Below are 13789 nucleotides of genomic sequence, written 5' to 3'. Positions count from 1 at the left end.
CTCAGATGAATGTCGGGAGAAGGAACTCCCCGACAAGCCCCAGGGTGATCACAAGCCCCACCTTGTTGTTGTGCAAAAACGCCTGAAAGCAGGCGTCACGCTGACGATGCGCAATCATTTTTTGTTGCTGTAAGAACAAAAGTGCAGCGATAAACAGCGCACAATAGGCAAAATAGCCTAACTGCAACCATAAAAATACCAGCAACAGACTCACCAGGGTTAAGCCCTGCAACAGACCAATGATTAATTTATCGTACTGACCAAACAGAATGGCGGTGGACTTCACCCCTATTTTCAGGTCGTCTTCTCTGTCTACCATGGCATACATGGTATCGTAAGCCACGGTCCACAACAGATTAGCCAGATAAAGCAGCCAAACCCACCAGGGAACCTGTTGCTGAATCGCCATGAATGCCATCGGAATACCAAAACCAAATGCCGCCCCCAACACAAATTGCGGCAGGTAAGTAAACCGTTTCATGAAGGGATAGCAAAATGCCAGAGCCAGCGCCACGAAGGACAACATTACCGTTTGCCAGTTCAGTGTCAGAACCAACAGGAAAGCCAGCAAAGACAGACTGGCAAACATCAACACCGCACCCCGGGACGAAATTTCGCCGCTGACGATCGGTCTTTGCTGTGTGCGCTGCACATGACCATCAATTTTGCGATCAGCAAAATCATTGATCACACAGCCGGCCGACCGCATCAGAAAAGTCCCCAATACAAATACCAGACTGATATGCCAGCCAGGCCAACCCTGTGCCGCCAATAGCAAGCCCCAACAGGTAGGCCACATCAGCAACCAGGTACCGATGGGCTTGTCTGCCCGCATCAGCCGCCAACAGGCACTGGCTTTATTTGACAGGTTGAATGTGCTCAATGTGAACCACCTGACAACTTAGAGATTGGCATAGGCCGGACTCCCTGGCAGAAAAATCTCAGCCACCATCATGTGATAAGTTTTAAAACTAAACAGCGACCGGCGGCCCCACAAATCCAGTTGGTTATCGCGCAACCCCAGTTTCTCCTGAGTCAGGCCCGACACCGGACACTTAACCAGCTGAAAGCTCTGACGTTGAAACCTGGGATCGTTAAAGATGATTTTACCCAAAGGTTTGTTGCCCAATCGCATCAGACCAGACATTTCGTCATTCAGGAAATTCACCGGCAACAAAGAGCGGGCAAATACCCACGTTTCATCATTGCCTTTCAGGAATACTTCACGCACCTGGGTATCCTGTGGCACCATACCAAACTGACCATAAAGATACTGCACTTCATCGGGAGAAATCTCCGCCGTTTGCTGATTGAGTACCTCTACCTCAAAGCGCAAACAATTGGCCTGCAGCCTTTCAGTTAACGACCCGGTATTTAGCAACCAGTTGCGCAACAGAGGATCAGTGGGTTGGAAATCATCAGCATTATGCCAGGATTCGTTAATAGTGAGGTTTTTCAGAAGGTTTTCAGCCAAAATTCATGTAGATTAATTAAATTATGCAAAATAATACCAATTAGATGATTTAGACTAAAGCTTCTGCGTAATATAATCTACAATAGCGGTTGGACCGTTATCATCCTGTTTATTATTGGTTTTTTCTGGTACTGAATATGAAAATAAAAATATTGGGACTCACACTTTTAGCAAACATTTTGCTCTTTAGTGGCACGACACAAGCCAATGATACTGCTTACTTTGGTCTGGAGCCGGACATTGTCACTAACTACATCAGCTCCAACAGCCGCAATATCGGTTATGTCAGAGTTACCATCGAGTTAATGCTGGATTCCGCCAAACATCTGGAAGCCGCTGAACACCACGCTCCGCTATTGCGAGCCACCACCATTGACATTTTTGGTCGCCAGACTGAAGAACAGGTAAAGTCTCTGACCGGTCGGGAAGATATTCGCCGCGCCTGCCTGGATGAGTTGCGCAAACTCATGAAAGCAGAAACCGGTTCAGAAATGATTAAAGATGTGATCTTTACCAAATACCTTTATCAAGGTTAAATCATTGCCAATCTTCAGCCTGAGCGCACCTTGTTCAGGCCGAGACCGGTTAAACTGAAGCTCAGTAAACTGCCGCCAGTGTTGGGGATGTTTTGACGTCCAAACCCTCAGCAGACATTTCAGAGCCCGGGAAAACAACAAACTGCGTGGCAGCATATTTGTCCATACCCCCGATCAACTCATCTGCATAGCAATTCTCGCACTCAATTTTGAAATAGAGCTTTTTGCCCGCAGGCACTTTTTCCAATCTGATAGAAATTAGTTTTTCTCCATCAGCTTTGTATTTCACACTATCAGCATTAACGACAGATTCGAAATAAGGATCTTCGGCAAACTGCCAATTGACTTGCCAATACGCCGCGTCACTGTCCGGGATAATATTCCTTAGAACCGACACAAAGTCGTCTATGGGGGCCGTTGGAATGGGGTAATCGCCAGTCAAATAATCGTGTTTCGCACTCACAAAGTGAGGAAAACCCATTGCGGAAATGCCTAAAACAGCGCCCCCAGCCTGGAGAAAGTTACGTCGGGTAAGATGATTCATAAACACTCCTGATTGCATTTAGTTATCGCGGGAAATCAAGCGAATTTAGATCATATAGAAATGTGGAAAACATGACACCAATTAATTGTGGAAAAAAATCTGAAATGTTGAAAGCCTCAGCCTACACCTTGGCAAAAACTCTACTGGCCAGCAACGCCAGCAGACAGCCACTAACCAAACCCGTTAAATGAGCGGTGTTCGCCATGTTTATCCAGAGCACGTCTGCAAACCCTATAACCAGCCACAGCAGCATAAAGCCAATCAAGGGTTTCGACAGACTCAATCCTTTATCAGGTCTAAGCCAGCCCATCCACCAGACAAAACCAAATAATCCGTAAACCACTCCACTTAAACCGCCAAAATTCGGGCCAGAGACCCAGAACTGCGCCAGGTTGGAGAGCAATCCGGTAATGAGATAGATTGCCACCAGCAAACCCAGTCCCAGTTTATGTTCAATGTCACTGCCCAGAATCCACCACCACACCAGATTGAAAATAATATGCAGGGCAGAAAAGTGCATCAGTGTTGGTGTGATTAATCGCCACACCTCACCACTTTGCATCACGTCTGACCAGGGCTGAAAATAAAGGTGATCGAAAAGTTCAAACTGGCCAAATACAAACACCAGACCATGAATAGCCAGGGCAATCAGTAAAATTGCGGCGGCAAAGGGCGATTTGAACAGCGAATTTGCGATGTTGCTCAGGGAAAAATGGCTGTTGCCCGCCCCTAATTCAGCAGGCGCGGCAATTTGCCAGGCAAAAGACTGAAACTTTTTGGCGTTGGGATTTTGCACAAATTCCAGCAACATCTGTTTTGCCTCTTCCAGATCGGAATCATCGTGCAGAATCACCTGAAATTGCTGTTCCTGCGCCTGACAGGAACACGCGATATTATTCGCCTGCATATAAGCCACCAGCGTATTCGCCGGTGACTTTTGCGGAAAGGCCGCCAGAACAATCACGCGCTTTCTGATGGCATAGATTGTTTCCAGGCCTCAAAACCACCATCCATGCTATAAACGTCATCAAATCCTTGTGCCACAAAATACTGAGCGGCTTGCTGACTGCTGATGCCGTGGTAGCAACAAATCACCACCGGAGTATCAGTGGATAACTCTGTAATCACTTGCTGCAGATTGTTGTTGGTCAAATGCGCAGAACCCGGAATATGGCTCTGAGCAAAGCTGTCAGGATCGCGTATATCAAACACTTTCGCGCCCTGTTGCATCAGGGTCGCCGTGCCAGCGACATCAATATGTTTAAAAGATTGCATGTTACTCCTGCCAGTTTAACAACACTTTTCCGGATTGACCGGAAGCCATGGCTTCAAAGCCCTTTTGAAAATCATCAATGCCGAACTGATGGGTAATCATGGGCGTCAGGTCCAATCCAGACTGGATCAGACTGGCCATTTTGTACCAGGTTTCAAACATTTCCCGGCCATAAATTCCCTTGATCACCAACCCTTTGAAGATAACCTGGTTCCAGTCGATGGCCATATCCGAGGGCGGAATACCCAACAAGGAAATTTTACCCCCGTGATTCATGCTGTTCAGCATGTCTCTGAAAGCCACCGGGACACCTGACATTTCCAGCCCTACGTCAAACCCTTCGGTCATGCCTAAATCCCGCATCACATCCTTCAGAGATTCCGATGCGACATTTACCGCACGCGTTGCGCCCATTTTACGGGCCAGTTCCAGTCGGTACTCATTGACATCGGTGATCACCACATTGCGCGCACCCACGTGTTTGGCCACGGCCGCCGCCATAATACCAATAGGACCAGCACCGGTGATCAGTACATCCTCACCCACCAAATCAAAAGATAACGCGGTATGCACCGCGTTGCCAAAGGGATCAAATATAGCGGCCAGATCATCACTGATATTGTCCGGGATTTTAAAGGCATTGAACGCCGGGATCACCAGATATTCGGCGAATGAACCAGTGCGATCTACGCCCACACCATAAGTGTTGCGACACAGGTGACGACGCCCGGCCCGGCAGTTGCGGCAATGACCGCAGGTAATATGGCCTTCGCCGGAAACCCGGTCACCCTGTTTAAACCCTGCCACTTCACTGCCCATGTCCACGACTTCGCCAACGTATTCGTGGCCCACAACCATAGGCACGGGAATGGTTTTTTGGGCCCATTCGTCCCAGTGGTAAATATGCATGTCGGTGCCGCAAATTGCAGACTTGCGGATCTTGATCAGCAAATCATTGTGGCCCATTTCGGGTTTATCGGTATCCACCATCCAGATACCTTTTTCGGCATGTAATTTTGATAAGGCTTTCATTAGATCACTCCTAACTCTTTGCCCACACTGATGAAGGCATCAATGGCTTTGTCCAGATGCGCTTTGCTATGTGCTGACGACATTTGGGTGCGAATGCGGGCCTGACCTTTTGGCACCACCGGGAAAGAAAATCCCACCACATAGATACCTTTTTGCAACATTTTATCTGCCATCTGTGACGCCAGTTTCGCATCGCCAATCATGACCGGAATAATGGCGTGATCGGCACCTGCCAGGGTAAAACCTGCAGCTGACATTTTTTCTCTGAAATAACGGCTGTTTTCCACCAGCTTTTCACGTAAATCACTGCCCTGTTGCAACATTTCAATAACGCGAATTGATGCCGCCACGATGGAGGGCGCTAAGGAGTTGGAAAACAGATAGGGGCGTGAGCGCTGACGCAACCATTCAACGACCTCTTTTCTGGCCGCCGTATATCCGCCGGACGCGCCACCTAAGGCTTTACCGAGTGTACCGGTGATAATGTCAACCCGGCCCATCACTTCACAATACTCATGACTGCCGCGACCATTTTCGCCTACGAAGCCAACGGCATGAGAGTCATCCACCATTACCATTGCGCCGTATTTATCTGCCAGGTCACACACGCCTTTCAGATTGGCTATGATGCCGTCCATAGAGAACACCCCATCGGTAGCAATCAGTTTAAAGCGGGCACCTTGTTCTGTGGCTTCCTGCAATTTGGCTTCCAGATCAGCCATATCATTGTTGCCATATCGAAAGCGCTTTGCTTTACACAGGCGCACGCCATCAATAATGCTGGCGTGATTTAAAGCATCGGAAATTATCGCATCTTCAGGACCTAACAGGGTTTCAAATAAACCGGCGTTAGCATCAAAACAGGAAGAATACAAAATGGTATCTTCCATGCCGAGAAACTCAGAGATTTTTTGCTCCAGCACTTTGTGGTTGTCCTGAGTTCCGCAAATAAACCGCACTGACGCCATGCCAAAGCCATGACTATCCAGACCATTTTTTGCCGCCTGTATCAATTCAGGATGATTCGCCAGTCCGAGGTAATTGTTGGCACAAAAATTCAGTACCTGGGCGCCACTGGTGACACTCACGTCGGCATCTTGTTGCGAAGTAATCACCCGTTCTGATTTGTATAAACCTTCTTCTTTCAAGGTTGCCAGTTCGGTTTTCAAATGTTCTATCATGCTCATTGTAGGCCTGCTGAAAATATCGTTATTAATTTATTGTAGGTATTTTAAAGGATAAAGGTGCAATAGTAACTGGCCCAATGCAAAGCCGATAGTCTGGCTTCTATGCAGTTAAATCAAATTGTAATTAAAAACTGACAGTGCCCCTGTTGCCGAAACGTCAAATCAGACTCAGGTAGTTTTGGTAATTTCGCTTAGCCATGGTGGCGATGGAAAAATCTCGCTCGGCAATGATGCGGCCGTTGTGGCCCATTGTCTTTCGCAATTCAGCGTCGCTGAGAAGTTGTTGCATGGCGTCGGTCAGGCCTGTCTGGTCGCCCACCTCGGTTAACAGGCCATTTTGTTGGTGTCGCACTATTTCAGGAATGCCTCCGGCACGGGTAGCGACAACAGGTCGCCGACAGGCAGCTGACTGCAACAACGCCACTCCCAACCCTTCGGTTGTGGCGGGGTGAACCACCAGATCAACAGCGGGGATAATGCGCCTCATATCCTTGCGAAATCCGGGGAATTGCACCCGCTCCTGCAACCCCAATCTGGCCACCTGTTGCTGATAGGCTGGCAATCTGGGCCCCTTGCCAAACAGCAATAACCGGGTATGGGGGAACCTGTTGCGCAAGCGGTAAAACGCGTCTATCAAAGCGGCCTGCCCCTTGCGCTCAATCATCTGAGCAAAATTGGCAATCACCAGTTCTTCCGGCTGAATATTAAACTCGCTTCGGAACCAGCTGGCATCGGCTTCAGGGGTAAATAAATTGGTATCTACGGCACTGTGGATGGTGGTTATGCGCTCGCTGGGGTATCCGGTAGCCCTCACCACATTGGCAATTCCCTCAGAAATACACACCACATTGCGGTACTTGCGATATTTCCAGCGGGCAAAAAGGGCATGCTCTTTGTTGTCCACCCTGCGCGAACACACCGCCGCAACGCCGCAGAATTGCGCGGCCAACGCCGCAAACAGGTCCGCCCCCCGGCGACTGTGAACATGCACGATATGGGGGCGATAGTGTCGAATTTTCTGGCTAATACGAGATATTAAACCCAGGTCCAGGTCCCCTCGCATGGGTATGGGGTCCACCAGCGCAACATCTCTGGCGGCCAGCGCAATCTCACTTTCGACAGGACACAGTAAAACGTTATCAACCGGGTAAGACTGCAACCCCTGACACAGATAAACCACTTGCTGAGCACCGCCATACAGGTGCTTCCCCGCTTCGATATGCAGCACCCGAATTCGCTCTGCAGTAGGTGCCTTCATGTTGCTGATTTACCGTTATTGTTAGCCTTGACCCGCAACATTTTCAGGCGCTTTAGTACACTCTTTGCGCTGATATCGGCCATGCAATGAAACTCACCATCACAACTGGGTTTGCGCTTACATGGCGAGCAGGATTTATTGAGATAGATAATTTCAGCTCCCTCAGCACTCAGATAGGGTGCGGTAGAGCCAAACAGACACACAGTGGGCACGTTGTGCATAATGCCCATATGGGTCACGCCGGTATCCACACCTACCACAAAACGCGCCCGGCGCACCAACTCAGCGGTTTCCGGCAGCGTGGTTTGGCCTGCCACTGACAGCATATTGCCACAGGCGGCTAAATCCTTGGCGTGTTCAGCATCCTCGGGGCCACCGACAATGAGCACAGGAATGCGATATTTTTTACGCACCTTTTCAGCCAGGTCCATCCAGTGACCTTCAAACCAGTGCTTTTGTGGCCGCGTGGTGTAGACACAAAAAACCGCATATTCCGACACCCCCCTGTCACTCAATAGCGTGTCGACCGCCTGTCTTGTTTGCTCTGATCTGGCTATCGACATCTGGTATTGGGACATTGAACAGCCCAACTGCTTAGCCAAAGCCCGATATTCAGAGGCAATTATCGGGGTATTTTCCCTGGGCAGGGTCTGATGAAAGAACCAGTGACTACCCTCTTTGCTGCCCAGACCAATTTTTAAAGTACCTCTCGCCTGCCAGGCCCAGATGCCACTTTTAAGTAAGCCCTGCACATCAATAATCAGATCAAATGATTGGGCTTTTAGTTGTCTTCGAAAAGCCTTTATCTCTTTGAACAGTGCGAGCAGACGACCTTGTTTTCCCAGTCTTTTCCAGCGTGCCCGGGGTAATTCCAGGACCTCCTTCAGCAACGGATGCCCATGCAGCATAGTGGCGCCAACCGGTTCCGCTAACCAGACGATATTGGCGTCAGGCCATCGGGACTTAAGGCTGTTAAGCAAGCCACTGGCCATCACAATATCGCCAATGGCACTCAGTCGGATCACTAAAATAGTGTTGGGGTTAGCCGTGTCAGGCAACATAATGTTAAAAACTCAACCTAAATCTGATGAGGCGGTTATAATGCGCAAAAAATCCGTCATTTTGCTGCGCTACTCTGACTTCGGATGGAAGCACACAATTAATACAATTATATGAATATTGGGTTTTGCACCCGAAACATCGTGACAAATAATCACTATGCATGAAGCCTCTTACAAACCCACACTGAAAGAATTTATAGCCCGATGGTTGTATTCCGGGTTAATCGCCTTGTTTATTCCGCTGGCTTTTTTGAACCTGTTAATCAAAGCTGGCTATCGCGGTCAGGAATATCGCAAAAGAAAATTTGAACGCTTCGGCTTTTTGCCCAAAATCAAGCAACGGGGTGGCTTGCTCCTGCATTGCGTTTCCGTGGGTGAAGTGGTGGCAGCTTCAGCACTGGTGAAAAAAATCCGGCAGCAACACCCGCAATACCCTGTGACAATTACTACCACCACGCCAACCGGCTCTGCTCAGGTTAAAAAGACCTTCGGTGACTCTGTGTGCCATGTTTATTTGCCCTACGATTTGCACATGGCCATGTATGGCTTATTGCGCCGTGTCGCCCCCCAAAAGGTACTGATCACTGAAGTGGAGCTCTGGCCTAATCTGATCCATGCCTGCTGGAAGGCCAATATACCGGTATACATCATTAATGCCCGCCTGACCGATAAATCCGCCCGGAGCTATGCCAAACTCAAAACCCTGTTCCGACCTATGCTGTGTAAAATCACCGCCGTTTGCGCTCAGGGTCAGCGGGATTTTGACAACTATATGGCCCTGGGTTGTCCTCAGGAAAAGTTACACCTCACCAACAATATCAAGTTTGATCAAACGCTTTCCGAGGATGATCAGGCCAAGGCCGTTGTCCTGGCGGAGAAACTGCAGTTACAGGGGCGTACTGTGTTACTGGGCGCCAGTACCCACGATCCGGAAGAAAAAGCCCTGCTGCAAAGCTATCAGACATTGAAATCCGCGTTTCCTAAGTTGCTGCTAATCCTTACACCCAGACACCCTCAGCGCTTTAGTCGCGTCGAAAAGCTCATTGCCGGGCAGCCACTTAAGCAGCAACGATTGTCCGATGACCGGCCGGTAACAGCAGACACAGACGTGTTACTCATAGATGCTATGGGCATATTAAAAAGCGTCTATCACCTTGCCGATATCGCCTTTGTCGGTGGTAGCCTGGCAGACAAAGGCGGCCACAATGCGCTGGAAGCGGCATTGTTTAGCAAACCCGTTATCATGGGGCCGCATTTATACAACAACCCTGTCATATTTGAGACATTAGTCAACGCTCAGGCTATGGTGTCGGTGCCAAACGAACAGCAACTCTGCGAACAAATCCAGCTTTGGCTGGCTCATCCTGAACAGGCCAGTGCAGCAGGCAAAGCCGGAGCTGCAGTCATCGCGCACAATGCAGGAGCTATCGACCAAACTTTGGCGATTATTGGTTTTGCTTAGGTGTTTGAGACTTACTGCGGTACTGACCTGGTGTCAGCCCTGTCTGGCTTTTAAACGCATTGTAAAAGGCCGAACGGGTATTGAACCCCGCGGCTAAGGCAACATCCAGCACACTCTGGTTGCTTTCCGTCAGCAGTCGCTGTGCAAAATGAATTCGACGCCGGTTGATAAACTGATAAAAATTACATTTAAACACCTGAGACAAGGTTTGGGAGACATAAACTGCCGGAATGTGACTTTTAGCGGCCAGCTCCGGTAAGGTTAAATCGGGATCCAGATAAACTTGCTCATCCATACATGCCTCCAGCTTTTCTGAAAAAAGTTGCAAATCCGCGGCCGCCAACCCGGAGTTTTGATAGGCTTTAGGCTGCTCCGGCTGAGTCTGTGGCTCAGTATCGGCAAGCAATACCGCTTCCAGTTGCTGACGCTGTGCGGTAAACAAGGCAAAACCGGGCTGTTGTTGTGTACCCCACAAGGTCAATACCAACATAAATATCAAGCAGGCTACTGCACCCATAACCATGTTCAGGGTCTGCAACTGCGCAAATACCCCCAGATAACCGCTGGCGGTTAATAACCACAGTAACAACATCAGCAAACCATGCCAGTTGATCCAGTTTAATTCCCGTCCTTCGATATTGGAAAACACCAGAGGCAACTGCCTTCGGTAATGAACCAGTCGACGTATCATTTTAATCAGATAGGTCAGCGAAAAGAGCAGCCAGATCACAAACAGGACAAATACCGCAACCAACAGAGCATCTTCCCACCAATGCAGGTAGTTGTCGCCATTACCAAAAACCAGAACACGCCTTTGCGTCGGCAGCAGCAGAATGCAGACACTGACAATTAACGACAAACCCGGCAACAAACTGTTGTGCAGCAGTTGTTTTTTAGAAAGGCGAAAGTCTGTACTGGTGAGATAGGCAATCAGCAACCAATACAATGCAGGTAACCCAAAAAAGGCAGGGAGCAACAGGGCAATTGCCACACTCACATTAGCTTCCTGGTATTCCACCAATTGCGCAGCCAGCGCGATTAAGCCCACCGACAGAATAAGTCCGGAAAAAAGCCACTTCAGCTTGTTATCCGAATTGTTGCGCCATACAAGCAGGCCGCCCAACAGGGCTATGCCCTGGCTGAACGCGAAAAAGTGAAATGACAACATATCTTGCATAGAAAAAGAGCCCTCTGCACGCCACTAAGTGACCAGCATTCAGTAATAAAAAGCTGTCCTTCCCGGTGGAGCAGGACGACCAGATAACCGGTTACTGACAAACTGTCTGCCATACTTTTTTATGCTGACACAGGAAGCCATTATGACCACAATTAAACAACATCTGAACTGGAGTATTCTGGGTTTGTACCTGTTGGGACTCATCAGCATCCTGTCAGGTACATTACAACTGGAAGCCTTAAACACCGGACTGATCAGCGGCGACGCGTCTCATGATCCGGAAGTTCCCCACTACTACCAGATACCCTTGCCCATCATTCTACACATAATTGCCGGTGTGGCGTTTAACTTACTTAGTCCCTTACAATTTTCCGCCAATATTCGTGCAAAAGCGCCATGGTTTCACAAGTCCGCAGGCATTTTGTTAGTGTTCAGTGCCCTGACCGCCGGGACAACGGCGCTGATTATGAACCAGGTGTATCCAGCCTTTGGTGGTTATCTTAAGTATTTTGGTGTCATGACTTTCGCTCTTGCCAGCTGTATCTGTGTTGTCTTTGGTATTGTGAAAATCAGGCAAGGCAAAATCGCTGAACACCGCGCCTGGATGATCCGTACCACAGCAGTAGCACTTGGCCCTGCCACACAACGCCTGTTCTTTATTCCGGCCTTTCTGGTGCTTGGGCAAATAGATCAGCTGGTCATTGGTATCGGTATCTGGGTCGGCTTTGCGCTAAATTTGCTTATCGCTGAGCTGTTTATTATTAGAAATGTGAAGGAGGCCAAACCTTTAGCAAAACTGGCAGATCAAACCATTTAAAGGCGGTTATCAGGCGTTCCAGGTACCCGGTCAATTTGAGCAATCACCTGCTCCGGCTTAATCAGAGCCATTAAATCCTGACCTTTTGCCCGTGCTCCCCAGCGCAATTCGCGCCAGGATTTACCTTTTTGCTGTTGGATTACAGTTTCATAAACAGAAACCACATGTTCAATGTCATTGTAGGGTCCGGTGCGTACCGGATTGCTATGAGCATATAAACCAACCACTGGCGTAGACACTGTGGTTGCCATGTGCGCAGGCCCGGTATCCGGCGCAATGACCAGCTCAGCACCTTTGAGTATTGCCAATAACTGTTTCAGGCTGGTTTTCCCGGTAAGGTTGAGCTGGATGTCGCCACATACCTCAATCGCTTCCGCTAACGCCTTTTCACTCCCGGCAGGTCCACCACAGAGGATCACGGCGTAGCCCCGACTTTTAAGGTGGCAGGCAATTTCCTGGTAACCGGCTACCGTCCAGTTCCGCTCGGCTTTGCTGGCGGACGGACAGATTACTGCGTAGCGTTGCATACCATTTAACAAGGCCTGCGCAGACCTGCCAGCCTCGTCGGGAATGGGAATATGCCAACGGGGTATTCCCCCGTCTGCAATACCAGCAGCATCGGCAAAGGCCATAAAGCCATCTAACACATGAGGGTGCTTTTGGTTGGCGATGCGATGAGTGATAAAGAAATGGTGTAACTCTTTGGCCCGTTCAGCATCAAACCCGATTTTCTTTTTTGCTCTGATCATCAGACTGGCCAGGTTTGCGCGCAAGGCCACCTGCATCAAGAGCAAGACGTCAAAGCGCGTCCCTTTCAGGTCGCGACGCAATTGCTGATAGGCTGACCACCCCTGACGCTTGTCGAACACCACAAACCGAATGCCTGGCATATCCTGCACAAGCTGATATTCCACTTTGCCGATAATCCAGGTGATTTCTATATCGGGGCGCATGCGCTGAATGCGTTCAACCATCGCTACGGCATGGCATACATCACCAATAGCAGACAACCTTAAAATACAAAGCTTACCGTTTTCTTGCACAAAAAATTCCAATCCGAACGTCGGATCTGTCACTGTCATTTATAATCTGGCACTATTGTTCCTTACTTGTTTACCTGTCGCAAGCGAAGTCAAATGCCAAAACAAATCCCGTTGCCGCACTTATTGCAACAACAACACCCTGATGTGCAATTATTTCAGCAATCGGGATGCCGTATACTGCGCCACCAGCATTGTCACCTCAATGCCTCCAGACAGGTATTCAAAGCCGAGTTTTGGTACAAAAACAATGCCGTAACCGGCTCCGCGGCAGGCAGGGGTACAACACTTTTTGTCCGGCACGATGAGCAGCACATGATCCTGCGTCAATACTTACGCGGCGGACTACCTGGCAAGCTGCTATCCAATCAGTTTGTGTTCAATGGTTACCAGAAAACCCGTGCCTGGCGGGAGTTTTTTCTGCTGTTGGAGATGCACAAACTGGGGCTGCCTGTGCCCGAACCTGTGATGGCCGGCATTGATCGAAGCGGGCTCATTTACCGCAATTACATCCTGATCAAACGCATTCCCGACGCAGTTGATTTGCATCAGAAGTTGACACAACAAGCCCTGTCCGATGAACTTTGGGTTCATTTGGGTGGTTTAATCAGCAGCTTTCACGAACAACAAATCTATCATCACGATCTCAATATTCGCAATATCATGCTGGATAAACAAAATCAGGGCTGGCTGATAGACTTCGACAAATGCGCCAGATTAACGGGTGACAATTGGAAAGCAAAAAACCTGCAACGCTTGCACCGTTCATTGGAAAAAGAACAAGCTCAGAATGAGCGCTTCTTTTGGAGCGAGAAAGACTGGGACTGTTTTATTCAAGGCTATGAGGCAAAAAGTCGCTAAGCGGAATGAAAATGCGAGTTTTCAGGTCTAATAGCTATAAGTAGCAACAGGTAATCCTCTGCATTGA

The 13789-nt window shown here is 48.9% G+C and carries 15 protein-coding genes; 4 read left to right on the top strand and 11 right to left on the bottom strand.

The annotated features are described in order from the left end of the window. Nucleotide 1: 1 nt before the first annotated feature. The gene (ubiA, locus tag LJ740_RS13815; protein ID WP_229530165.1) at nucleotides 2-835 is read right to left on the bottom strand and encodes a 4-hydroxybenzoate octaprenyltransferase; all 834 of its coding nucleotides are present in this window, start codon (nucleotides 833-835) and stop codon (nucleotides 2-4) included. A gap of 66 nt (nucleotides 836-901) precedes the next feature. Continuing rightward, complete coding sequence (locus tag LJ740_RS13810; protein ID WP_229529698.1) at nucleotides 902-1474, bottom strand: chorismate--pyruvate lyase family protein; 573 nt, start codon at nucleotides 1472-1474, stop codon at nucleotides 902-904. Nucleotides 1475-1611: 137 nt separating this feature from the next. On the opposite strand from LJ740_RS13810, the gene LJ740_RS13805 reads away from it, so the two are divergent. After that, nucleotides 1612-2010: a flagellar basal body-associated protein FliL gene (locus LJ740_RS13805; RefSeq protein ID WP_229529697.1), complete on the top strand. Its 399-nt coding sequence runs from the start codon at nucleotides 1612-1614 to the stop codon at nucleotides 2008-2010. Nucleotides 2011-2071: 61 nt separating this feature from the next. On the opposite strand, the gene LJ740_RS13800 is transcribed toward LJ740_RS13805, so the two are convergent. The 7 genes from LJ740_RS13800 to LJ740_RS13770 form a co-directional block, all read right to left on the bottom strand. Continuing rightward, on the bottom strand, nucleotides 2072-2554 hold the full coding sequence (locus LJ740_RS13800; protein WP_229529696.1) for a hypothetical protein: 483 nt from the start codon (nucleotides 2552-2554) through the stop codon (nucleotides 2072-2074). A 121-nt stretch (nucleotides 2555-2675) separates the two neighbouring features. After that, nucleotides 2676-3518, bottom strand: coding sequence for a rhomboid family intramembrane serine protease GlpG (gene glpG, locus LJ740_RS13795; RefSeq protein WP_229529695.1), 843 nt, complete (start codon nucleotides 3516-3518; stop codon nucleotides 2676-2678). Next, entirely contained in the window at nucleotides 3515-3829 is a 315-nt protein-coding gene (gene glpE, locus LJ740_RS13790; RefSeq protein ID WP_229529694.1) for a thiosulfate sulfurtransferase GlpE, read from the bottom strand. The genes glpG and glpE overlap by 4 nt, the downstream gene beginning before the upstream one ends. 1 nt (nucleotide 3830) lies before the next feature. Further along, nucleotides 3831-4859 (bottom strand): L-threonine 3-dehydrogenase, encoded by a 1029-nt coding sequence (gene tdh, locus LJ740_RS13785; RefSeq protein ID WP_229529693.1) that lies wholly within the window; start codon nucleotides 4857-4859, stop codon nucleotides 3831-3833. Further along, nucleotides 4859-6046, bottom strand: a complete 1188-nt coding sequence (kbl, locus tag LJ740_RS13780) for a glycine C-acetyltransferase (RefSeq protein ID WP_229529692.1) — start codon at nucleotides 6044-6046, stop codon at nucleotides 4859-4861. The genes tdh and kbl overlap by 1 nt, the downstream gene beginning before the upstream one ends. Before the next feature lie 157 nt (nucleotides 6047-6203). Next, the gene (locus tag LJ740_RS13775; protein ID WP_229529691.1) at nucleotides 6204-7304 is read right to left on the bottom strand and encodes a glycosyltransferase; all 1101 of its coding nucleotides are present in this window, start codon (nucleotides 7302-7304) and stop codon (nucleotides 6204-6206) included. Next, the gene (locus LJ740_RS13770; RefSeq protein WP_229529690.1) at nucleotides 7301-8365 is read right to left on the bottom strand and encodes a glycosyltransferase family 9 protein; all 1065 of its coding nucleotides are present in this window, start codon (nucleotides 8363-8365) and stop codon (nucleotides 7301-7303) included. Before LJ740_RS13770 ends, LJ740_RS13775 begins: the two co-directional genes overlap by 4 nt. A gap of 157 nt (nucleotides 8366-8522) precedes the next feature. Between LJ740_RS13770 and waaA the strand changes: the two genes are divergently transcribed. Continuing rightward, nucleotides 8523-9827: a lipid IV(A) 3-deoxy-D-manno-octulosonic acid transferase gene (gene waaA, locus LJ740_RS13765; RefSeq protein WP_229529689.1), complete on the top strand. Its 1305-nt coding sequence runs from the start codon at nucleotides 8523-8525 to the stop codon at nucleotides 9825-9827. Here waaA and LJ740_RS13760 read toward each other — a convergent pair. Beyond that, nucleotides 9811-11004 (bottom strand): helix-turn-helix domain-containing protein, encoded by a 1194-nt coding sequence (locus tag LJ740_RS13760; protein ID WP_229529688.1) that lies wholly within the window; start codon nucleotides 11002-11004, stop codon nucleotides 9811-9813. The genes waaA and LJ740_RS13760 overlap by 17 nt on opposite strands. Before the next feature lie 142 nt (nucleotides 11005-11146). On the opposite strand from LJ740_RS13760, the gene LJ740_RS13755 reads away from it, so the two are divergent. Then, nucleotides 11147-11821 (top strand): DUF2306 domain-containing protein, encoded by a 675-nt coding sequence (locus LJ740_RS13755; RefSeq protein WP_229529687.1) that lies wholly within the window; start codon nucleotides 11147-11149, stop codon nucleotides 11819-11821. On the opposite strand, the gene LJ740_RS13750 is transcribed toward LJ740_RS13755, so the two are convergent. Beyond that, complete coding sequence (locus tag LJ740_RS13750) at nucleotides 11818-12903, bottom strand: glycosyltransferase family 9 protein (protein ID WP_229529686.1); 1086 nt, start codon at nucleotides 12901-12903, stop codon at nucleotides 11818-11820. The genes LJ740_RS13755 and LJ740_RS13750 overlap by 4 nt on opposite strands. A 54-nt stretch (nucleotides 12904-12957) precedes the next feature. Here LJ740_RS13750 and LJ740_RS13745 point away from each other — a divergent pair, with 54 nt between their 5' ends. Further along, on the top strand, nucleotides 12958-13722 hold the full coding sequence (locus LJ740_RS13745) for a 3-deoxy-D-manno-octulosonic acid kinase (protein ID WP_229529685.1): 765 nt from the start codon (nucleotides 12958-12960) through the stop codon (nucleotides 13720-13722). The last annotated feature ends 67 nt before the right edge of the window (nucleotides 13723-13789 follow it).

The organism is Planctobacterium marinum (genome assembly GCF_020687805.1).
Classification (GTDB): Bacteria; Pseudomonadota; Gammaproteobacteria; order Enterobacterales; family Alteromonadaceae; genus Planctobacterium; species Planctobacterium marinum.
The sequence above is the reverse complement of the archived record's forward strand: the minus strand, read 5'-3'. Positions and strand labels throughout refer to the sequence as shown.